Below are 20,476 nucleotides of genomic sequence, written 5' to 3'. Positions count from 1 at the left end.
CTTCAGTGCCGGTTGCCGGGTGGTCTACTCAGCCCAAGGTCGTTTTTAATTACACTGACTCTCCAGTAGCTTAGATATCTATAGGGAGCCGCAGCCATTCATTATCTGGACTTCAAAATAACCAGTACCACCCTTACTTCCCCGTCTCTTTTGATATTAGTGGGTTAGATTCTTGGGTTCTCATAGCAACTTCACCTAAAACAATATTTGGTCAGCTCAACGCAGTAATTCCGAAACTCTCATGGATGCGTTAGTCGCTGGGGGTAACTCCACCGAAAAGAGTCCTTTTCGGTAGAGTCTAAACCTCTCATTCTGGCATACTTAATCCAGTGGTTAAGCAAGTATTTGTTTTGAGTAATTAAGTACGGCCGAACTGGGATGGATGTCACAGTTGAGGGTGCGGAATGTGGGACAAAAGTATCTGGGCAGATTATGCCTTGCCTAAGACGTAAGGGAGAAAAGCACGCCGTACCTCAGAAGCTCCGCGTAGACTTGGCTCAATCGTCGAGGTGAACCAAGAAGAATCTCCTGTTAAAAAGTGAGCATGAAGATCGACTACCTGCCCATAGCGGGAAGCAATCTCTTTAATAACGGCGTTGATCCGCTGAAGGTTCTTGCGAGCAACGGTCGGCTCAACACCCAAAAAATTTTGTCGGTCATCACCAAAAGTGGGATCGTACACGGTACCCAAAAGCACGGGACGGATTGGAAGCCTTTGCACAAACAAGTCGAGTCTGTCGGAAAAGGTGGCAATTCCTTCTCCCGTATCGCTGATTAATCCACGCAGCAGGTCATTGCCGCCGATAGTAATTAGTGCGAGCGCACGCCCTTCGACGTGCAATCCCTGCACCTGCGACTGAAGACCCGTAACGGTTGCACCATCACGAGCACGGTGATCGAGGCGGGCAATCCCACGAGATTGCAGATCCTGACCCTGAAATTCGGGAAACAGGCGATCATCATTCTGGACGAGGAGTTGCCCAGGATGGATACCTAACTCGTTGTACCGAGCACAATCAAGAATCGAGTCGCCAAACGTATACAGTGTAACCATCGTTTGCTCACGTCTTGAGTAGTGGAGAAGCCCCAATAGACCTGCTCCTCCAGCAATTATCTGAATAAATCGTCGTCGTGGAAGTGCCAACAAACTCCTCTGGTTTTCCTGATATTTGGAGGCTAACACGAGCTGGCAATTTATAACTCAGTCATCAGTCGCAATTGCTTTGCCATTGTGCTAGGTTTCAGGCAGCAATAGGTGCAAATTCCTCCACGATGAAGTAATTTGTGACAGTTTTCACGGTTTACCTCTCACTCATCTCGATTGGGAAAGCTTGTAACATAGGGACACTCACTCTTCCTTGGAGAGCAGCGCTTCAATCTGACTCAGCAATGATTCCAGCTTCTTGCGCTTTTTGGTGTCATCCCACACTTTTTGCTTCTTAGCCAGTTGGTAGGTGGTTGCCATCCGGGCAGCAAGGGGAGGGGGTTCGGTCAGCGTTTGGGCAGCTTTGACCTGCTCCTTGATTTGACTTAAGGAGAGGGAATTAGCGATCGCATCTTCCAGCAGTGCCTTGCGTTCAGTTTCGTCTTTGATTTGTGCTAGAGCTTTGGCTTTGGTGTATTCAATGTGTCCAGAACGTAGGGCTTCGAGGATGTCAGCAGGCAATTTGAGCAGTGGGAGTCGGGTACGGACAAACGACTGCCAGCTCATTCGCCCCAAGGAGGCAAACACCTGCTCTATTGTTTCGGTTTCCGACTTACCCGAAACGTTTCGGGTAATTTTTCCTTTGGCTTCATTTTCCATTTGGTAAAGCTTGGAGGATACAAGAGCCGTGTCATATCCCAAGCGGATAGCTAAAAGATTGAGTAGTCCTTCCGTCTCTTCAACGGGATTAAGGTCTTCTCGTTGCAGGTTCTCAATCAGAGCATACTGGACTGCCTGGTCATCAGTCATTTCCCTAACAGTCACAGGCACTTGGGTTAATTCTGCCTCGATAGCCGCTCGGTAACGTCGCTCTCCAGCGATTAGCTCATACTTCTCCTCCACAGGTCGAACTAATAGAGGCTGGAGGATACCTTCGCTTTTGACCGACTCCACCAAGGATTGCATCGCTTGGGGGTCAAAGTAACGCCGGGGCTGAGTTGTCGGTAAGGTAATTTGGTTTAGGGGAATGGTATGAGGAATCAATGATTCCTTTTCCTCGGCAAATAGAGCCACATTTTTCAGCTTTGAGCGCTCCGCGGGGGGTAGGGTGCGGCGTCGGGTACTCATGACATCTCCTCTAAGAAGACAGCTGTCTCTTCAAATAAGCTCAGAATAGCCTGATGTTTGTTTGGGCAAAGAGCCAAAGGCTTTCCATACTCAGCCGCTTCCGCCAGCGCTGTGGCACGGGGTAGGGGGGGAAATACGGGTGCCAGGTTTGACAGTTGTTCTCCCATAGATTGTAAGGTGCGCTGGTCTAGAGAGTTACTAGCGCTATACATGGTTGGGAAGAATCCGGCAAACTTGAGGGAACGGTTGAGCTTGCGCTGCACTCGGGCTACGGTTTTGAGCAGAGAGTCGGTTCCTTTCAAGGCTTTGAACTGACACTGAATGGGGACTAAGACATGCGTCGAGGCGACTAGGCTAATTTGACTCAATATCCCCAAGCTGGGGGGGCAATCAATCAAAATGAAGTCGTAGTCGTCTAATAGGGGAGCCAGTACTTCTTTAAGCCGGAACTCTCGAAGTTCAGCAAAAATTAGCTCTTGCTCCGCGTTCGCTAATAAGATATTGGCGGGAGCCAAGTCCATGCCGTGTAAGTCTCGGTGTAGGGTCAGCGGCTCGTCTTGTTCGGAGACTAAGGCGTCGTATATCGTTTTCTCTAAATCCGCTGGCTCTAACCCCATGAATGTAGTCAAGGAAGCCTGGGGGTCAATGTCTACCAACAAAACCTGATGGTGACGTTGGGAGAGGTGATAGCCAAGATTTTGGGTGAGCGTCGATTTGCCAACGCCGCCTGCTTGATTAAACAGTGAGATAACAACAGTCAACGATAGCCTTTAAGAGGGTTCTTGCTCAGACTATACCTCTATTTATGAAAGATTGATCGCTAGATTTGAATTCTATATCCAAAGAAATTAGAGACCTTTGCCGAATAACAGATTATTTGTCGTCTTAACAAATTGCTCTCATTGGGCGCTTCTATCATTACTAAACTTTAGATATATCTGGATAATGAAAAGCTGAAGTCAAAACAATTTATGGGTCACAGAAGGATTCCTACTAAAATTTTACTTGATCCAAAGCCCCTATCGTAAAAGATTTGAAAGATTTTTGGATTAACGATACTAATGTGTTTAGCGACAAATAATTTGTTATCTGACACATTCATGCAGGAGGCCTATTGATGAACAACTCCGGGAGCAGGGACTCAAACGGCGGATTATGCTAACGGTCAATCAATTCACTTAATACCTGAATTGATTGCCAAGTCTGATTTGATTGCTGCAATCCCTGCAAAAAGAACCTCTATTTATAGCAGTTGCATATTGTTGAGTTACCCATTGGAGGCGCACCACCAGAATTGCAAATGATGTGGACTGAACGAAAACAGCGCGATCCTGCTCATGAATGGTTGCGATCGCAATTGAACAAGATTTTCAAACGCTAAAGAAACGGTTCGCTATAACCTTTGATGTCTATTTGCTCCATTCGTCCCATGCTGCCTTTGCCACTTTTGCGATGACTTCCTCGCGTATCGCATCGTTTGCCTGAGAATCTGAAACAAAAACTGCGATCGCCATATGTTGTCCATTCGGGAGCGTCACGAGTCCCACATCATTGGTTGCAGCCGTCACTCCATTCACAGTAGCCGAAGTCCCCGTTTTATGCGCCACAGACGTTCCATCAGGCAACAGTCCTTTAATGCGCTTTAGACCTGTAGTTGTCTGTGTCATCAATTGCAGCAATAAAGCTTGACTAGATTTTGAAAGCCCTTTTCTCTCATGAAAGGCGCGTAACAAAACGACGGCGGCATCAGGCGTTGCATAGTTACGATACTGCACTGCTGGGTCTTGCGCTAGCTTCTTCTCCGTGTTAGCAACAACAATATCGTTTACGCTAAGACCACGCAAATACTGGGTGACAATCTTGGGTCCACCGACGAGTCGTAACAGTACATCAGAAGCCGTATTATCACTTTCAGAAACCGTGTACTTCAACAGTTCAGCCAGACTAAATTCCATTCCCTGTGCCTTCTCATCTAGAATCCGACTACCCTGGACGACATCGCTGTTTTCAACACGAATTTTCTGATCTAGCTTCAGTTTTCCTTGGTCTACTTGAGCTAGAACAGCCATTGCAATAGGAAACTTGTAAACGCTTAGCATCGGAAATTGCTGATTTCCATTCAGAGTCACTGACTCTCCGGTTTCTAGCACTGTGGCTTTCACCCCTACACGCCCTTGAGCAGCCTGAGAGATTTGTTCAATGCGATCGCGTAATTCGTTTGTGCGATCGGTGTTGGATGTTGTGATCCTGCTCGGCGCACTTGTTTGGTTGTTGGGAGTGTGTTCTTTATTACTGGAGTTAATGCTTGTGCAACCAACAATCAGTAAAAACGAGCAAAATGTGTAAAGCCAAGCTTTTTTAATCACTTGAATCATGTACCTTTAACTGGAGTTGTGAGCAGCTAGGGCTACACTCACTGATTACTAAATTTCGGAGTTGAGGTTTCATTAAATTTTGTACTTAGTCAAAATATTGCGAACATGGATCTTCACCGTACCCACGTTGGTGTAAAACCTTCGAGGAATTCATATGGATGGTTTTGAGACATAGTTCCTCTAAAGAACAAGTGAAGTCTTAATGTGCGATCGCCAATGAATTTCGCTGCGTGGATATCCTACTGGCTGCTGGCACTTTGCTCGGCGCACTTCACTGGCAACACACAACCTCATTTTTCACGCCAGCGATAGTCCACAGGCACCCAGACATAGCCCTGATTGCCCGCACGAATATGACCGATTCCTGGAAAAGAGACATGGGCGGCTGCGACGAGACGACGGGATGTTTCTGCATCGGCAAATTGTTTCGCCCGTTGCGCTGCTGCGGCATTAGGATCAACGTCAAAGTCGATCGTGATTTCGGGCTTCGGAAATTGAACCGAGGCGACGTGCACAATATCGCCCCAAAACTCAATACTCTCGCCTTGGCTTTCCACCAAGAAGAAACTGTGTCCGGGTGTATGTCCTGGTGTAGGGCGTGCGGTAATCCCAGGTATAATCACCGTCTCGCCGGAAAACGGCTTCAGCTTGCCCATATCGAGATAGGGTTTGACTGTCTTAACTGCTTCGTTGAAATATCTTTGATAGTCTGCCGATCGCTTTGCATTAGCAGGGTTAAGCCAAAAATCAATATCGGGTTTGCTAACATAGACCGTAGCAGCAGGAAACATGGGTTGACCACCTACAACCAAACCACCGCTGTGATCGGTATGGATATGAGTAATGAGAACAATATCGATCTCGTCGGCTGTATAGCCTGCTGCCTGCAAAGACCTTGGTAGCTTGCCGCCTAGTTCCCCAAACAATTCCCCTGAACCTGTGTCTACTAACACCTGGTTGTCTCCAGTATCAATGAGAAATACATTGATCGAAGCTTCAACAGGGTTTTTCAGGAAGCTTTGATGCAGGAGGTGATCGATTTCTGCCTGGTTCGTATTAGTCAGGATGGGATGCAGATCCAATGGCACTGTGCCGTCGCTGAGGGCGGTAATTGTGAAATCGCCTAACTCGAATTGATACACACCCGGCACTTGAGGTTTCGCCGTTTTCTCTGCGGTAATTCCCGGAAACATAATTGAGGTTCCAATAATCAACACTGCGGTGATAACAGCTATGGCAAGCCTGAAAAACATATCGGAGATATCCCAGTAGTAATTAAAAGAGAATTAAATCGCGACTCCAGCCTGTAATATGTTGCGCCATTTCAAATCCCACTTCTCTTTTAGCTTGCTCCTTATAAAAATCAATCCTTTACGAGCAATTTTCAGCCCATAATTGTTGATTCAGTGTTATCTGTCCGAAGAAGACTTTTCAGAATAGTTTGGGTTGAATTGTGATGACAATCTTTCCTGATGCCAGATTACATGACATATATTGCATGGCTTCGGGCAGTTTCTCTAGCAACTTCACATCCCTTAGTTTTTTCAACAGGTATAAGTCCTAAAATAAGCAGTCGGTTGATAGCCCATTCTTTGATACACCGAAAAGCCAGCAGGAGTTGCGTGCAAAGCAGTACGTTTTTTGCCATAGCGTTGCGCTGCTTGTTCTAGAGAGTGCCGAATAACGGCTTCAGCATAACCCTGATTTCTGTAATCCGGTAACGTTGCAACCAATCCTAGATAAAATTCATTGTTTATCAGAAACGTTATCGCCGTTGATACGGGTTGATTTTCCACAAAACCCAGTGCACCAAATACCGTCTCTTGCCAAAATTGCTCAAGTTCTAAAATTTCGCGGAAAGGTGCAGGAGGAAGATTAGAACTAATCGCATTAATATCAGCGACAGCTCGTCTCATCTCCAAGTTATTCACACTAACACAGTTTAATTTCGAGTTATGTGTTGTCGCAGGAAGCAGTTGCTCAGTAGCCATACCAGCCATTCTGAGTAAGGGAACAAACCTCTGTTGAGCAAAGACTTCATCGAGCTGAGGACGAAGGAACTCTGGTATCGAGTCTTCAGCAACTATCATCCACCAGGACTGATTGCGCTTTTTAGCATAATCGTAAGCCACTTTTATTTTTGCTTCTAGCTCAGCCTCGTCGAGGACAGGTTTAGTCAGAAAAACAGAATTGATAAAGAAATTGTCTGTACCGCTCCAGGTGATGTCTAATTCATTCGCTTCTAAAACTTCTCCTTTAGGACATACGCTGGCAAAGTAACTCCAAGCATTAATAAATTGTTGATTTGATGCAAAAGTCTCTAGCTTTAACATGACTTATAGCTCCCTATCGCTAATTTACCTAGGCTGAACCAGATTTTCTTCAGTCAAAGTGTGATTGATGGAAACAGCAGCGAACGTCCCACTCGCGACTGCTACGGCGATCTGTGAATAAGGGCTACACACATCACCCACCGCATAGAGTCCAGGAATCGAGGTTTGCTTACTCTCATCCACTTGTACAATGTCATCGCTGCCAAGTTGACAACCTAACTTTGCGGCTAGATGGCTGTGCTGATACGATCGAGGGCGCAGCAATATACCGCGACGGGGCAGCACTTCATTGTTCGTAAAGACGATCCCTGTTAGTTTGTCGTCTTGATATTCGAGTCGAGCAATTTTTTCTTCGCGTAGCTGAACTCCCCAATTTGATAACTGCTGTCGTTGCTCATGAGTTAATTCGGCAGAACCATCTGAACACAACACTAAATCGCGGCTCCAACCGGTCAGCCTGAATGTCATTTCAAGTCCTACCTCACCTTTGCCATAAATCGCTAAAGGTTGATCTCGCACTTCCCAACCATGACAGTAAGGACAGTGGAAAATGCTGCTACCCCAGAGTTTTGCGAATCCATCAATTGCCGGAAGTGAATCTTTCATACCCGTGGCTAACAGTAGTTTGCGACCGACAAATTGGTTGCCATCATTCAGGGTGACTTGAAAGCGATCGCCCAATTTTTGAGCATCGACCACCTTGCCCACCTGAATTTCAACATCATCGTAAGGATGCAATTGCTCTCGTCCAATTTGCAGCAGTTGTGCAGGTGAAATTCCATCTCTAGAAAAGAAACCATGAGCAGCATGAGCAACTTGATTGCGTGGCTTTCCAGCATCGCAGACCAAGACCTGTTTGCAGGCTCGTCCGAGCATCAAGGCAGCAGTTAAACCTGCTGGGCCGCCACCGACGATGATCACATCAAAAACATCAGTCCGTGAGTTAACGTTCATAGCTTGTTCTAATGTTGTTGGCATTGAGTTGGCAGTAAGAGAAAATTGAAACCTGCCATCGAGTGAGGTGGATAAAGAAGGCGATTAATTAAGAACTATCCACCTTCTTTAAGCAGATTTGCCCAGCAAAGGCACTCAGGTACTAACCCCGCTTCTAAAAATCAGAACTGCTAGGTGTTAAACCCACGATGTCTGCATAGGCGGCAGCGATCGCGCAAACACTGAGCGGAATCGTCACTAGCAGACCCACACCCAGCAGCAAAACCCCCGCTAGATTTAGTAGTACCAACACAAAAGCAAAGCCAAAGAAAGAGAACCAATGCTTGGAAATCAGCTTGCGGCTAAACTCCATCCCATCCCAGAAGTTCATCTTCTTTTCGAGTACTAAGGGCAGTGCAAAGATGTAGGCAACTGCTAGGTAAACACCAGGAATGAGAAGCAGTAACAACCCAATACTAATCACCACGCTAGAAACGAGACTGACTAGGAAAAGCGGCAGGTAGTTATTAAAACCCCTGAAGAAATCACCAAACGTTGTGGCTCGATTTTTCAAAAGTTTAAATGCCACGATTAAAAATCCTGCATTTAAAGGAGCAGAAATTAAGAGGCTGATGAACCCCTCTAGAGTGACAGACTGGCTAACTTTGGCGATCGCAACGTTAATCAAGAAAAACACAAATGTAAAGCCAACAAACCCAGCAGGATTTTTCTTGAATGTTTCCCAGCCGCTGCCAATGTACTCGCTAATCTTAACTGTGTAGCTTTTCTGAAGTATGCTTTCAAGCCCCGTTGACCCGTAACCTTTCATAATCGTTCTCTCCAAAATGTTGTCGGCATTGAATTGGCAGTAAGAGAAAATTGAAACCTAACCATTGAGTGGGTTAGGCAATCTCAACCGCAGGTCGCCAACGCTACAGGGATCAATCAGTGTGGAGCGATCGTCATGTCATGTTCGGTTGCGACACCATGACAACACGGTTTTTAGCCTGAAATGTCTCCCAGTATGGCAATATAGTTTGGGTTAAATTGTGATGACAATCTTTCCTGATGCCAGATTAGATGACATATATTGCATGGCTTCAGGCAGTTTCTCTAGCCCCTGAAATTCGCGATCGATGGTAATGGGCAAGGAACCATCCGCCAACCCTTGACTAATAAATTTTTTGGCACGAGCAAAAGCTTCTTCATCTCGAACCAATCCCAAGTGACGATTTCCAGTGAAATCAAACACTTTATAGCCGTGGAATTGAACGCTGCGGATTACTATTGGCAACCAAGGGAAAGTTTCCAGATTTTCGGCATCCAGCAAACCATAGACAATCCAATGTCCGCGAATTCTTGTTGCCTGTACTAGTTTTTCACTGAGTGCCCCGGCTACCGCATCGTACACAACATCGGCTCCCTGACCACCTGTAAACTCCATCACACGAGCGATCAAATCTTCTTCCTCTGTGGCTATCACAGCGTCAGCACCCGCCTTAAGCAAGGTGTCACGTTTTTTGCTGGTTCGGGTAGTAGCAATGATTTTTGCACCAACTTTCTTTGCAATCGCGATTGCAGCTAATCCAGTAGTGCTGGTTCCTGCGGTAATCAATACTGTTTGATACGGTTGCAAACGACCAAGTTCCAGAAGTGCGAAATAGCCGGTGAAATAAGAAAATGCAAATCCCGCTCCTTGTGCTGGGGTAAACTTATCAGGTGTTTTCATTAAACCGCGCACGGGTAGAATTGCCGTTTCACCAAAATTGGCATAGTCGCTAATTGAAAAAGCAGGAATGGAACTAACACGATCGCCCACTTCAAACTCAGTAACTTTTGCTCCAACGGCTTCCACCACACCTGCAATTTCATTTCCAAGACGAGAGGGTAGTTCTGGCGTTTCAAGGTAATTATTTGCCATCCACAGCAAATCAGCACGATTCAAACTCATTGCCTGCACCCGAACGCGCACTTCCCCAGAGATTGGTTCAAGTAGAGGAACCGTATCTAGTTGCAAAACTTCTGGATTACCATACTGATGAAATTGATAAATGCGAGTAGTTGTCACCATGATTAATTCTCCTTGTTTATCATGACTTACCTGCTCAGAGAGATAGATGGTGTCCCCAACTTTCACTGTCGGGGAATACCCGTACTCTTGCTGCCAAGGCATATTAAGGCTTTGTGTTTCCTTGCTAATCGTCACAAAGCCCTTCTTTTGAGTTAATCGTGAAACAGAATGTGGGCAGAACCTAATACCTTGATTAAAGGTCTTTACCCTGAAAATTTACTTAACGCGGCAGCAAATCCGAAAGCGGAGGCAATCGCTACCGTACCCCATTTGAATGGCGGGTTGCGATCGAGCCAATCCGTGAAGCTGGGTACACTCAACTTGCCAAAGTCGCCCTCTACGGTGTCGTAACCAGAGATTGGGGCATATAGGTTATCCGGTGCATCTGCCGATTTTGGCTCACCTGTCAGTTGAGCGGTCAAGCCAACCTGGAGAAATAAGCGATCGACAATCGACGGGGCAATGCGTTGCAGCATCTCTAATATTCGCCCCATGTCACCCACAACAAAGTCACGGGTAGGATGTTCAGCCACATATAAAATGGCATCGGCAACGGTGCTGGGTTTGTTGTAAGGCGGTAATCCAGCAGGCTCTACTCCCATCTTCGTCCGAATTTTGTTGAAAATGGGGGTATTCGTGATGGCGGGCATCACATTCGTGACGCTGATCGGCTGTTTCTGGTGCTGCAATTCAATTCTCATAGAATCTAAAAAGCCTGCTACGCCGTGCTTGGAAGCTGCATAGGGACTTTGTAATGGAAACGGAACTCTTGCCGCTAATGAGGAAACGTGAATTAATGCGCCACCTCCCTGTTTTTTGAGGTGTGGTAGAGCCACCATTGCGCCATAGGCTTGCCCATTCAGGTTGACATCAATGACTCTTCTAAATTCTTCCGGTGTGATTTTGTCAAACGGTGCAACGATGCTGGTTCCAGAGATATGCACCCAGGTATCCAGTCGTCCGTAAGTGGCAATGGTCTGATCCGCGATCGCTTTCACCTGTTCAAATTCGCTGACATCGGCAATGACGGCGATCGCGTCTCCACCCAACTGTTTAATCTCCTGCACCAACGTTGCCAGCCCAGACTCGCTACGAGCAGCAACAACAACCTTTGCGCCTTTTTTGGCAAACCGCAGGGCTGTCTCTCTGCCAATTCCACTAGAAGCGCCAACGATGGCGACTACTTGCTGACTGATCGGCTTTAATTTCATGGGTTCTACTCCTAAAATTGAATTTCTTTGAATACAGTCCAGAATGCTTGCGGCGAATAATTGCCAACGCTTACACCGGGGTTCATCCCTCTGAGAAAGATGTCTCACAGCAACGTCTAGTGTCAGTTTTTGAGGAACGATAGAAGGTCTTTGTTTAGTTGTTCCTTGTGCGTATCGGTTAAACCGTCGTGGGGTGCGCCTGGATACACTTTTAGGATGGAATGCTTCACTCCGACTGCCGCTAGCGAGAGGATTAGTTGTTGGCAGTTTCAGGGTTTTCGTCAACGGATTTGGCGGAAACTGCTCCACGCCTCCTCGACCAGATAGTAGCCCTGATTTTGATTGTCTTAATCAGCTCGCTGTGAATCCGCCATCTACTACCAGAGGTTGGCCAGTAATGTAGCTGGCAGCATCAGAGCAGAGAAAAACCACGGCTTGAGCGATTTCTTCTGCCTGACCCATGCGTCCCATTGGCACCATAGACGCTAAACCATCTGCCGTGCTGCCCAACTTGTCAGTGAAGCGATCCGTCATCTCAGTCGCAATTAAGCCAGGATTAATCGCATTGATCCGAATACCCTGTTTGGCATAGTCAAGCGCTGCCCCTCGTGTCAGCCCCATGACCGTATGTTTACTCGCGCTGTAAATAGATACCCCTGGAAACGAAACTAAACCTCCGACTGAGGAGTTGTTGACAATCACTCCAGATCCTTGAGACAGCATTTGCCCAATCTCATGTTTCATACACAAAAAGAGTCCCCGCACGTTGATTGCCATGAGTTTGTCAAAGTCTTCGATTAATTGTTCATGCAGGGGTTTGGGAGGTAGATCAATCCCTGCATTATTGAAGGCACAATCGAGGCGTCCGTAAGTCTCAATTGTCTTCTGTACTAACGCTTTGACATCTTCCTCACTCGATACATCTGAATGTACAAATAAACATTCAGCGCCAGCATGACGAATCATTGCAGCGGTTGCCTCTCCTTCTGTGTCGCGTCTGCCTGAAAAAACAACTTTTGCACCTGCGGTTCCCAGTGCGAGAGCAGTCGCTTTACCGATTCCTGACGTGGCTCCAGTGACTAAAGCGACTTTGTTCTCAAGTGTGATCATTCTTACCTCTGTTTTAAAGTTGATACGAATGCAGATTAAACATTCCAGTTTCTCGTGGCGATCGCTGAATCTCTTTGTTGAATACAGTCCACAATGCTTGCGACGAATGATTGCCAATGCTGATACCGGGGTTCATCCCTCTGAGAAAGATGTCTCACAGCAACGTCTAGTGTCAGTCCTTGAGGAACGATAGAAGGTCGTTGTTGAGTTGTTCCTTGTGCGTATCTGTTAAACCGTGAGGTGCGCTGGGATAGATTTTCAGAGTGACATTCTTCACCAGTTTGGCGGCGGTGATCGCAGCGGCACCGATTGGCACGATCTGATCATCATCGCCATGAATGATCAACGTTGGTACGTCGAACTTTTTGAGATCACCAGTGAAATCTGTTTCAGAAAATGCCTTGATGCAGTCGAAGGCGTTCTTGTGTCCTGCCTGCATTCCCTGGAAACAAAACCAGTCAATCATGCCCTGCGAGACGTTGGCGCCCGGACGGTTGAAGCCGAAGAAGGGGCCACTAGCGAGATCCTTATAGAGCTGCGATCGGTCAGCCAGGGAGCCAGCGCGAAGCCCATCGAATACCTCGATCGGCAGTCCGTCAGGATTATTCTCTGTCTTCAGCATCAGTGGCGGAACAGCAGAGATCAGTGCAGCTTTTGCAACTCGCGCTGTGCCGTGGCGACCGATGTAGCGGGCAACTTCACCGCCACCTGTAGAGAAACCAATTAAGGTAGCTCCGCTCAGGTCTAGCGTTTCAATCAGCGTCGCGAGATCATCAGCATAGGTATCCATCTCGTTTCCGTTCCAGGGCTGGCTCGATCTCCCATGCCCCCGACGATCGTGAGCGATCGCCCGAAATCCGTGGTCTGCTAGAAACAGCATTTGGGCTTCCCAACTATCAGAATTCAAAGGCCAACCGTGACTAAAGACAACGGGTTGTCCTGTACCCCAATCTTTGTAGTAAATCTGTGTGCCATCTTGCGTTGTGATTGTGCTCATGGAATTCCTCCTCAATCGCTATGGGTTGGGTTCAAGGGAACGAAGGCGTTGACTTGACATTTACCTCGTTGTTCTCATTCTTCAACAGGCATTCCATTTAGCCCACGCAAGTTCTTTGAGTTAAGCTGCAACTTATGGTGGAGCGTGATATTCTTCAGGAAAAAAGACATTGATTTAGTGGCTGTCTCTTATATTTAGGGGTTTCAAAGAATTATCGACCCGACATCGGACGTGCTTCTGGCTGGTTCTGCCACTCATGGTCGCGTAAATAAGATTCAAAGTTGGTCGGGGCAGGAAAATCACGTTTCAACTGTGCTAAATCTGCTGCGTAGCCGACGTTCTCAAACCAGCGATACATGATAGTCAATTCCTCTCCAATTTGTTGCTCAAACGCTTCAAACGGAATTTGTTGGTATTGGACGGTTTTTCCTAAAACACGGCTGAACGCAGCAGCGATTTCCGGCATGGTCATGTCCACACTGGCAAGTTCAATTTCGCCCTTCATGAAGTCTGCGGGGCGATCGAATACATCAGCGACCATCTCTCCATAATCTTCTTCAGAAAGCTGCTGCAACTTCGTCTCAGGACTCAATGGCTGAAAGAGCGTTCCGGTCTCAACCATCGGGCGCATCATGTTGTAGTTGTAGAAAAAGAAAACGGGTCGCAGGATTGTGTAGGGCAACTTGCTCGCTCGGATGTATTCTTCGACTTGAAACTTGCTGTCGAAATGCGGAATACCCGTGTTGCGTTCGGCGCTACCCACCGAACTGTAGACGAAGTGCTGGATGCCCGCTGATGAAGCCGCGTCTGCAACCGCTTTGCCCTGACTGATTTCGGTGTCTATTCCATCTAGAAAGATCTGTAGCGAAAAAACACCGTAGGCACCTTGCAAAGCGCGATCGAGGGAAGCGCGATCGTTGAGATCTCCGACTACGAGTTCTGCGCCTGCTTGTTCGAGGGCAACAGATGCAGGCTTCGAGGGGTCACGCACCAAGGCGCGAACTTTGAAATTGCCGCGTTGCAAAAGATGACGGGCGATCGCGCTTCCCTGATTGCCTGTAGCTCCGGTGACTAAGATAAGTCGTTCTGCGTTGATTGACTGTGGCATGGGATTCCTCGTGAATTGGTATGGGTTGGATTCAATGCGAAGGAAGGCGCTGACTCGACATTTCCCTCGTTGTTCTCATTCTTCAACAGACATTTCATTTAGCCCACGCAAGTTCCTTGAGTTAAAGCTGCAACTTATCGTGAAGCGTGGTATTTTTCAGGAAAAAAGGCACTAATTAAGTGGTTTGCAATTCGCACTCGCAGGATGCAGCCCGTTATAAAAAAGATTCGCTTTGCTTTTTCTCTCCCACGAGAGGGTATTTTAGTCCCCAGCCATTTGCAGGTAGCGATAATAAATCCAACCAGGACGAGCAGCAAGCTTTACCCATTTGTCAGAAGAGGAGGTTACTCTGACGTTGACATCATGTTGGTAAGGGATGACACCGATTCTTCGATAATTAGAACCAGATCCAGAGCGGATGACGACTCCATTTGGGGCAGTTACCAACACTGTGCAAACAGGGTTAATACCTGGTCTTAGCCGACAAAGTTGTTCGGCTGGGCTTTGATCTTGAGTAGCAACAGCTGGCACAGTGGAGCTAGCTGCAATTAGTGTTAAAAATGCTAAGCCAGTCAGTTGGAAGTTGAATTTAAGCATGATTTTTCTTCGTTTGGATGAGTCGCCAACCCAAGTTCTGCCGCAGCACGGTACAGCATGGATTGCTGACGATTTTTGAGCGTCCGCTTCTGATTGTGCATTAGCGATCGCGCCTTCTCTTGAGTAGAGAAAGCCGGAGTTTTTGTCATCTGAGTGCTGTTAGAGGTTGGCGTTGTGCCAGTTTGATAGTAAACGCCGCGATACTTCAAATTAACCGTTGGTTGCAGCACTGGTGGCTTTTCCAAATTGCGGAATCTCCAATCTAATCCCCGATACTTCCCACCGACTTCACCTAAAGTGGTTTCAACTTCTGGGGGATTGTATGAGTAAGTCACACCGCGATATGAGAGTTTCATGGTTTTCGCCTCAAATAGGATTGTCTATTGGCAATTAGAGTAAAGATTAAATCAAAAAGATTTAATTAATTAAAACAATAAAGAAATAATCTAAAAAATACATTCACCTTCTGTGCATAGTTGATAGCAGAGGTTAGCCAAGGTGATCGCGCAACTATGTACTCGCTATTACACAAAAGTGCAACCTAAAAAAGAGCTGAAGAGGCTGATTTGAGATTTTCGATGTAAGGATTTTAGATTCACAGAAGAACGAGTTCCTGGATTCATACATGGAAACAATCCAAAATCTAAATTCCTTGCGTCCAAAATTTATCTTATGACCTGATAAGTTTTGAAGTGCTTGCAGGTTGAGTAACTACGCTAACTTCTCCCTGTGCAGTTTTATTCACAAAGTAGGCAACTCCTCGATAGAGCAATCTATAAGCTACTGGTTGTACAGGAACTTTACTTTGCTTTGTATTCGGATCGATACGATAGGAGACCCCACGGTAAATCAAATTATAAGCGAGACCAGAGCCATGAACTTGCTTAAAGGGCTGCCTTCTGTTATGGCTTTCAAGCTTCGAGGGGTCGTATTCGTAGCTATATAACTCTTAATTGGGATCGTGAACCAAAATTTTGTCCCCGCACCAAGAGAGCTAATGACTCCAATTTCACCACCATGAGCATGGATAATTTGACGGCACAAGTACAATCCCAATCCTAAACCTAAAGAGTTTCGCATATGGGAAGAACGAAAGTACAGTTCAAATAGGCGCTCACATTGTTCTTTCGACATCCCTACGCCGTTATCCTCAATGCTACAGCAAATCATTTTTGCTCCGGCTGTAGCATTCAGCGTTATCATCAACCCAGGCGGATTATGTTTAATTGCATTTGTAATTAGATTACTAAAAACGCGCCATAGTTGAGTTAAATCAGCAGCCACCAACGGTAAATCTTCAGGCACTAAATTCTTCAGTGTGGCTTGATTTTGTTCCAGGATTGGTTCTAAGTCAGCCACTGATGAACTGACCAATTTACTGAGTTGAATGGGTTCAGTGTGGATGACAATGCCTTGCACGTTACTCGCATGAGCTTCGAGTAAGGAGTTAATCAGTTGGAGTTGGTGATCGCTCCCTTGCGCCATCCGTTCTAAAATCGAGCGGGGTATAGCAATTGTTGCATCTGGCTTTTGCAGTAAATTATTCAGCACCATCAATGTGCCTGTCACGGGGTTACGCAAATCGTGAGAAACGCCCTGTAAAAACACCTGTGATTGCCGTTTTGATTCAAACTCATTGCGTTGTAAGCGTTCGTACAAATACACACCAAGGTTACATATCAAGCCAATCCAGAAATAAAAGACAAAAATTATGATGTTATTGAGAAGAGGATTTTCAACCTCTGGATTACTCAAATCTAGTAATGGATTGACACAAAAATAGTAGCCTATCGTTGCCACGGCAACTGCTATAACACCGCGATAGTAAAGTTTCATGGTTTCACCTTTTGAATGAATGTAATGGGTTGGGTTCAATGCGAGCGAAGGCGCTGACTCGACATTTACCTAGTTGTTCTCATTCTTCAACAGACATTCCATTTAGACTACGTAAGTTCCTTGAGTTAAGCTGCAACTTATCGTCAAGTGTGGTATTCTTCAGGAAAAAAGGCACTGATTCAGTGGTTTGCAATTCGTACTCGCAGGATGCAGCCTGTTATAAAAAAGACTCGCTTTGCCCTACCACTAGATGAGGGCATTAGCCAGGGGGATTTATGCGATCGCTTCGGCATTAGTCCAGCCAATGTTGGGGTAAGGGCTAAGCAAAAAAAATGGCTCTTCCGTACCTGATATGCTAATCTGCCTCCTGCGATGCCCATAACTGTTACTCAGCAGGAGTTTTGGGCATTATTTTTAATTATTTTGGCGGTGGAGGCGCTAAGAAGCCCCAAAGGTTTCTATTCCAGGCTTTTCAGCCCTTTAAACTAATAGTTTGGCATACCAAGTAATGAAGAACCAAAAAAATTGAACACTGTAGCGTTTCTTGAACAAGAGACAGGCTGGAGGTAGCTCGGCAAACTCAGGCTTTCACTATGAGGCTTCAGGGGAATGCAGATTGAGACTGCGCCCGATCTGACGATTGCCAGACAGAAGATTGCCCAAACTCCTCCCGATGTCATCTTGCTCGAACTCACCTTTCCCGCTCCAGCTGAAGATGAGCTATCGATGAAGGCGGCTCCCACTCTTGAGGATGAGCCTAATGCGTAATACTCTCCTGTTCAACCTTTTGAGAGAAGACGCTTGACTATTGAACCCGCACAGAAAGTACCGAATAACAATACACCCAAACCTGAAGTCGCTTCGGGAACGGGTTTGGCTTGACTGACGACGCTGACGTTTTCATCGAGTGCATCGCCCGTGTTATACACGTAATCAAAAGCACTCTGATTATCAACTACCTGAGCCATTAAGAAAAGGGCGCTCCAACGAGCAATTGTCTCTGTTGCTACAGCTTGGTCTAGAGTCGGTCTGATGGGGTCACGCAAGAGGTTATCCTCATTCGTGATGCCATAATGATTAGCACCTTCAACTGTAATCAGAACCTTGGGTTGGTCTTGAATCTGATTGTATGTCTCCTCAGTAACGCTAGGGGAGGCTACACCATCCCTACTACCAGCAATCAAACCAATAGGAATCCCGCCATTAGCAATTGGGGGAACGACTCCCACTTCTGGAGGGTCTCTGAAGTTGGTGCCGTAAAATATTCCCGCCACCAATTCCTCCGGTTGCTCGAAGCTGCCGGAGCAAATAAAGGGAACGCAGAGGTCTTGAAGGCTGGCAAGTCCCACAGCACCGCCAAAGGAGTGACCGAGCAATGCCAGCTTACTGGTGTCAACAAGATCGGCAACAGGTGAATCCGGGTTAGAGTCTTCGGCTACCATGTAAGCCAAAACGTCGTTCACTTGCTGCTGTTCCGGAAAGAAGCCTGTGACCGACTGTCCCGTTGGAGCGACTAAAGTCCGTTCATTATTGGGTACGACCACTACAAATCCGTAGCTTGCCACAATCGTGGCAAAATTTGAGTAATCGGCTTTATCGACAAGTGCACCTTGCAACAGCAGGACAACGGGGAACAAATTCGTGTTGGTATCGGCATCCGGCAGGAATGGGAAGTAGATATCAGCCGGATCGCCATTCGTGGCAATCGTTGTGGTGTAGCTATTGACCTCCTTGAATAAGGGTTCGGCACTGAACGTAGTGGCGATAGCTGATGCCGCTGTTCCTAAAGTGATGAAGGTCGCTCCGAACGCGACCACTGAGAACCGCTTCTTATGAGAGATATTGTTGAATAACATATTATTTGTCGTCTTAACAAATTGTTGTCGTTGGGCGCTTCTATCACTACCGAACCCTAGATATATCTGGATAAAGAAAAGCTGAAGTTAAAACAATTTATCGATCGCTGAGGGATTCCTACCAAAATGTTACTTGGCCCAAAGCCCCTATCGTAAAAGATTTGAAAGGTTTTTGGATTAACGACACTAATGTGTTAGTAGCGACAAATAATTTGTTATCTGACAGTTCCCATCACAGAGCGATCGCAGAAGTTTTCGGTCTACTGACACTAACCCTATTTTTCAAACGGTCGATGGCTCAAGAACACACGCTTCAATTAGCCTGAGCACCTCCATCTCCGTGTTGTGGCTCGCGAACTCCAGCGCCAGATCCTTCGCCCGCTCACTATACACCGGGTTGTCGAGAACTTCTCTGGCCGCTGCACGTAAATCCTCTGCCGTTGCCTGATTGGTTCTCAGGTCGATTCCGACACCAGCCCACTGCACATGCGCCGATACCTCCCCCTTGTCCTCCGTCATCCCTGCCGAGACTATCGGAATCCCATGCGCCAGCGCCAGATTTACCGTGCCATATCCTCCGTTCGTGACCAGCAGATCCACACTCTGCATAATCAATTCGTAAGGCAGAAACGACGCAAGATAGGCATTTGCCGGAATCTCGGTAAGAATCGACTCGATCGGTTGTCCTCCCGTGCTTACCAGAACGATCACGTCCTCTTCCTTGGCGAGTCCAGTCAACGTCGGGCCAATGAGTTGCCCGAAGTTTCGGTTCGCGATCGTTCCCTGAGTCACAAGAACTAGGCGCTTTGTCCGATCGAGTTCATGCCACCACGTTGGCAGCGCCGGCTGCCCTGGGGGCATCGGTAGAAGACCGATATAGTGCACATGCGACGAGGAGAACGAATCATCCGAATACTGGAAACTCTCGATTCCGTGTTGCAGATAAAGATCGGGCAGCACAGACATGCTCTTCATGGGGGAACACGGTAGCGGATCACAGCCAAGTTCGGCTAGGGCCTTATCTACCCCAGCCTTGGCTGGCTGATGAAACACACGCTCTCGTCTCTCACGTTCTGCAAGCTGCTCTTTCTGGGACATGCCCGGTTGTGGCGGACTCGCACTGAACAGATTCAGTAGCGAAACGCCCAGATGCACAATCGCGGGACGTTCCTCGCGTGCTTCCAGAAGCATCGGCAGCGTACCGAAGAACAACGAATCTGCCACAATGACATCCGCAGGAAAGTCTTGCAGAGCCTGCTTGAGTGCTGCTGCCTGCCCGCCGATCTTTTTCGCAAAGAAATATTCGAGGTCGAACGCTGCCATCTCCAGTCCTGGATTTGGATTCTTTGCCTGCCTCAGCTCCAAGTAGAGAGCCATCGCCTCAGTGGAACTGTTGATTTCCGGAGGCTCCGGAGTAAACGGCACCCCTGCCGCCTCCACCATCGACCTCAACTTAGGTGCCGTCTGTACAACTACCTCGTGATTGTGTTTTATAAGAATGTTGGCGACGGCTAGTAGTGGATTCAAATGACCTAGGCCATCTGTTGATGCAATTAATACTTTCATTGGAAATCTTTTAGTATGGTTCGGTGTTTAGTAGATTGTTTTCTTCATGGTCTGATTTGCCGCCAAGGTAGTTAACCTAGCTTTCGATCATGTCTTCATTCTTCAACAGACATTTCATTTAGCCCACGCAAGTTCCTTGAGTTAAAGCTGCAACTTATCGTCAAGCGTGGTATTTTTCAGGAAAAAAGGCACTGATTCAGTAGTTTGCAAT

The 20,476-nt window shown here is 46.9% G+C and carries 21 protein-coding genes and 3 pseudogenes; 4 read left to right on the top strand and 20 right to left on the bottom strand.

The window, feature by feature from the left end:
- Positions 1 to 430 precede the first annotated feature (430 nt).
- The 3 genes from NDI42_RS20680 to NDI42_RS20670 all read right to left on the bottom strand — a co-directional run bounded on the left by NDI42_RS20680 (position 431) and on the right by NDI42_RS20670 (position 3,033).
- Positions 431 to 1,144, bottom strand: coding sequence for an SGNH/GDSL hydrolase family protein (locus NDI42_RS20680; protein WP_348231464.1), 714 nt, complete (start codon positions 1,142 to 1,144; stop codon positions 431 to 433).
- Positions 1,145 to 1,348: 204 nt separating this feature from the next.
- Positions 1,349 to 2,272, bottom strand: coding sequence for a ParB/RepB/Spo0J family partition protein (locus tag NDI42_RS20675; protein ID WP_190457388.1), 924 nt, complete (start codon positions 2,270 to 2,272; stop codon positions 1,349 to 1,351).
- The gene (locus tag NDI42_RS20670) at positions 2,269 to 3,033 is read right to left on the bottom strand and encodes a ParA family protein (protein ID WP_190457385.1); all 765 of its coding nucleotides are present in this window, start codon (positions 3,031 to 3,033) and stop codon (positions 2,269 to 2,271) included. The genes NDI42_RS20675 and NDI42_RS20670 overlap by 4 nt, the downstream gene beginning before the upstream one ends.
- 491 nt (positions 3,034 to 3,524) lie before the next feature.
- On the opposite strand from NDI42_RS20670, the gene NDI42_RS20665 reads away from it, so the two are divergent.
- Positions 3,525 to 3,653 carry a hypothetical protein gene (locus NDI42_RS20665; protein WP_277876863.1) on the top strand — a complete coding sequence of 43 codons (129 nt, stop codon included), beginning with the start codon at positions 3,525 to 3,527 and terminating at the stop codon, positions 3,651 to 3,653.
- Between the two features lie 28 nt (positions 3,654 to 3,681).
- On the opposite strand, the gene bla is transcribed toward NDI42_RS20665, so the two are convergent.
- The 9 genes and pseudogenes from bla to NDI42_RS20620 all read right to left on the bottom strand — a co-directional run bounded on the left by bla (position 3,682) and on the right by NDI42_RS20620 (position 12,305).
- Entirely contained in the window at positions 3,682 to 4,647 is a 966-nt protein-coding gene (bla, locus tag NDI42_RS20660; RefSeq protein ID WP_190457383.1) for a class A beta-lactamase, subclass A2, read from the bottom strand.
- A gap of 290 nt (positions 4,648 to 4,937) precedes the next feature.
- Positions 4,938 to 5,900, bottom strand: a complete 963-nt coding sequence (locus NDI42_RS20655) for an MBL fold metallo-hydrolase (RefSeq protein WP_190457381.1) — start codon at positions 5,898 to 5,900, stop codon at positions 4,938 to 4,940.
- 291 nt (positions 5,901 to 6,191) lie between these two features.
- Entirely contained in the window at positions 6,192 to 6,980 is a 789-nt protein-coding gene (locus tag NDI42_RS20650; RefSeq protein ID WP_190457379.1) for a GNAT family N-acetyltransferase, read from the bottom strand.
- A 24-nt stretch (positions 6,981 to 7,004) separates the two neighbouring features.
- On the bottom strand, positions 7,005 to 7,934 hold the full coding sequence (locus NDI42_RS20645) for an NAD(P)/FAD-dependent oxidoreductase (RefSeq protein ID WP_199311278.1): 930 nt from the start codon (positions 7,932 to 7,934) through the stop codon (positions 7,005 to 7,007).
- 154 nt (positions 7,935 to 8,088) lie between these two features.
- Positions 8,089 to 8,742: a glycerophosphoryl diester phosphodiesterase membrane domain-containing protein gene (locus tag NDI42_RS20640; RefSeq protein WP_190457375.1), complete on the bottom strand. Its 654-nt coding sequence runs from the start codon at positions 8,740 to 8,742 to the stop codon at positions 8,089 to 8,091.
- 213 nt (positions 8,743 to 8,955) lie between these two features.
- On the bottom strand, positions 8,956 to 10,119 hold the full coding sequence (locus NDI42_RS20635; protein WP_199311277.1) for a zinc-dependent alcohol dehydrogenase family protein: 1,164 nt from the start codon (positions 10,117 to 10,119) through the stop codon (positions 8,956 to 8,958).
- A gap of 68 nt (positions 10,120 to 10,187) precedes the next feature.
- On the bottom strand, positions 10,188 to 11,195 hold the full coding sequence (locus NDI42_RS20630) for an SDR family oxidoreductase (RefSeq protein ID WP_190457373.1): 1,008 nt from the start codon (positions 11,193 to 11,195) through the stop codon (positions 10,188 to 10,190).
- Positions 11,196 to 11,317: 122 nt separating this feature from the next.
- Positions 11,318 to 11,425, bottom strand: a pseudogene (locus tag NDI42_RS20625) (alpha/beta fold hydrolase); the annotation flags it as partial.
- A gap of 121 nt (positions 11,426 to 11,546) precedes the next feature.
- Positions 11,547 to 12,305 carry an SDR family oxidoreductase gene (locus NDI42_RS20620; RefSeq protein WP_190457371.1) on the bottom strand — a complete coding sequence of 253 codons (759 nt, stop codon included), beginning with the start codon at positions 12,303 to 12,305 and terminating at the stop codon, positions 11,547 to 11,549.
- 28 nt (positions 12,306 to 12,333) lie between these two features.
- Between NDI42_RS20620 and NDI42_RS20615 the strand changes: the two genes are divergently transcribed.
- Positions 12,334 to 12,498: a hypothetical protein gene (locus NDI42_RS20615; RefSeq protein ID WP_190457369.1), complete on the top strand. Its 165-nt coding sequence runs from the start codon at positions 12,334 to 12,336 to the stop codon at positions 12,496 to 12,498.
- Here NDI42_RS20615 and NDI42_RS20610 read toward each other — a convergent pair.
- The 6 genes and pseudogenes from NDI42_RS20610 to NDI42_RS20585 form a co-directional block, all read right to left on the bottom strand.
- Positions 12,478 to 13,302 (bottom strand): alpha/beta fold hydrolase, encoded by an 825-nt coding sequence (locus tag NDI42_RS20610; protein ID WP_190457367.1) that lies wholly within the window; start codon positions 13,300 to 13,302, stop codon positions 12,478 to 12,480. The two genes, NDI42_RS20615 and NDI42_RS20610, sit on opposite strands and share 21 nt — an antisense overlap.
- A 211-nt stretch (positions 13,303 to 13,513) precedes the next feature.
- The gene (locus NDI42_RS20605; RefSeq protein ID WP_190457365.1) at positions 13,514 to 14,410 is read right to left on the bottom strand and encodes an NmrA/HSCARG family protein; all 897 of its coding nucleotides are present in this window, start codon (positions 14,408 to 14,410) and stop codon (positions 13,514 to 13,516) included.
- Between the two features lie 261 nt (positions 14,411 to 14,671).
- A complete protein-coding gene (locus tag NDI42_RS20600; protein WP_190457364.1) occupies positions 14,672 to 15,007 on the bottom strand; it encodes an SH3 domain-containing protein in 336 nt (111 codons plus the stop codon).
- Positions 14,983 to 15,363 carry a DUF4278 domain-containing protein gene (locus NDI42_RS20595; RefSeq protein WP_190457362.1) on the bottom strand — a complete coding sequence of 127 codons (381 nt, stop codon included), beginning with the start codon at positions 15,361 to 15,363 and terminating at the stop codon, positions 14,983 to 14,985. The genes NDI42_RS20600 and NDI42_RS20595 overlap by 25 nt, the downstream gene beginning before the upstream one ends.
- Positions 15,364 to 15,677: 314 nt before the next feature.
- A pseudogene (locus NDI42_RS20590) lies at positions 15,678 to 15,887 on the bottom strand (DUF4278 domain-containing protein); the annotation flags it as partial.
- Positions 15,857 to 16,618, bottom strand: a pseudogene (locus NDI42_RS20585) (sensor histidine kinase); the annotation flags it as partial. The pseudogenes NDI42_RS20590 and NDI42_RS20585, both read right to left, overlap by 31 nt.
- Positions 16,619 to 16,990: 372 nt before the next feature.
- Between NDI42_RS20585 and NDI42_RS20580 the strand changes: the two are divergent.
- Together NDI42_RS20580 and NDI42_RS20575 are read left to right on the top strand one after the other, a co-directional pair.
- The gene (locus NDI42_RS20580) at positions 16,991 to 17,194 is read left to right on the top strand and encodes a hypothetical protein (protein WP_190457360.1); all 204 of its coding nucleotides are present in this window, start codon (positions 16,991 to 16,993) and stop codon (positions 17,192 to 17,194) included.
- 258 nt (positions 17,195 to 17,452) lie between these two features.
- Positions 17,453 to 17,611 (top strand): hypothetical protein, encoded by a 159-nt coding sequence (locus tag NDI42_RS20575; protein ID WP_190457357.1) that lies wholly within the window; start codon positions 17,453 to 17,455, stop codon positions 17,609 to 17,611.
- 11 nt (positions 17,612 to 17,622) lie between these two features.
- Here NDI42_RS20575 and NDI42_RS20570 read toward each other — a convergent pair whose 3' ends face one another.
- Both NDI42_RS20570 and NDI42_RS20565 read right to left on the bottom strand, forming a co-directional pair.
- Complete coding sequence (locus NDI42_RS20570; protein ID WP_313931347.1) at positions 17,623 to 18,660, bottom strand: alpha/beta hydrolase family protein; 1,038 nt, start codon at positions 18,658 to 18,660, stop codon at positions 17,623 to 17,625.
- Between the two features lie 321 nt (positions 18,661 to 18,981).
- Positions 18,982 to 20,265, bottom strand: coding sequence for a glycosyltransferase (locus NDI42_RS20565; protein ID WP_190457354.1), 1,284 nt, complete (start codon positions 20,263 to 20,265; stop codon positions 18,982 to 18,984).
- Between the last annotated feature and the right edge of the window lie 211 nt (positions 20,266 to 20,476).

This window comes from Funiculus sociatus GB2-C1, assembly GCF_039962115.1.
Lineage (GTDB): Bacteria > Cyanobacteriota > Cyanobacteriia > Cyanobacteriales > FACHB-T130 > Funiculus > Funiculus sociatus.
The sequence above is the reverse complement of the archived record's forward strand: the minus strand, read 5'-3'. Positions and strand labels throughout refer to the sequence as shown.

Coding starts and splice junctions, on each gene's coding strand:
- bla (WP_190457383.1), bottom strand. CDS start 4,647: ATGATTCAAGTGATTAAAAAAGCTTGGCTTTACACATTTTGCTCGTTT.
- NDI42_RS20630 (WP_190457373.1), bottom strand. CDS start 11,195: ATGAAATTAAAGCCGATCAGTCAGCAAGTAGTCGCCATCGTTGGCGCT.
- NDI42_RS20575 (WP_190457357.1), top strand. CDS start 17,453: ATGCAGATTGAGACTGCGCCCGATCTGACGATTGCCAGACAGAAGATT.
- NDI42_RS20650 (WP_190457379.1), bottom strand. CDS start 6,980: ATGTTAAAGCTAGAGACTTTTGCATCAAATCAACAATTTATTAATGCT.
- NDI42_RS20610 (WP_190457367.1), bottom strand. CDS start 13,302: ATGAGCACAATCACAACGCAAGATGGCACACAGATTTACTACAAAGAT.
- NDI42_RS20675 (WP_190457388.1), bottom strand. CDS start 2,272: ATGAGTACCCGACGCCGCACCCTACCCCCCGCGGAGCGCTCAAAGCTG.
- NDI42_RS20615 (WP_190457369.1), top strand. CDS start 12,334: ATGCAGATTAAACATTCCAGTTTCTCGTGGCGATCGCTGAATCTCTTT.
- NDI42_RS20645 (WP_199311278.1), bottom strand. CDS start 7,934: ATGAACGTTAACTCACGGACTGATGTTTTTGATGTGATCATCGTCGGT.
- NDI42_RS20595 (WP_190457362.1), bottom strand. CDS start 15,363: ATGAAACTCTCATATCGCGGTGTGACTTACTCATACAATCCCCCAGAA.
- NDI42_RS20605 (WP_190457365.1), bottom strand. CDS start 14,410: ATGCCACAGTCAATCAACGCAGAACGACTTATCTTAGTCACCGGAGCT.
- NDI42_RS20565 (WP_190457354.1), bottom strand. CDS start 20,265: ATGAAAGTATTAATTGCATCAACAGATGGCCTAGGTCATTTGAATCCA.
- NDI42_RS20640 (WP_190457375.1), bottom strand. CDS start 8,742: ATGAAAGGTTACGGGTCAACGGGGCTTGAAAGCATACTTCAGAAAAGC.
- NDI42_RS20600 (WP_190457364.1), bottom strand. CDS start 15,007: ATGCTTAAATTCAACTTCCAACTGACTGGCTTAGCATTTTTAACACTA.
- NDI42_RS20655 (WP_190457381.1), bottom strand. CDS start 5,900: ATGTTTTTCAGGCTTGCCATAGCTGTTATCACCGCAGTGTTGATTATT.
- NDI42_RS20620 (WP_190457371.1), bottom strand. CDS start 12,305: ATGATCACACTTGAGAACAAAGTCGCTTTAGTCACTGGAGCCACGTCA.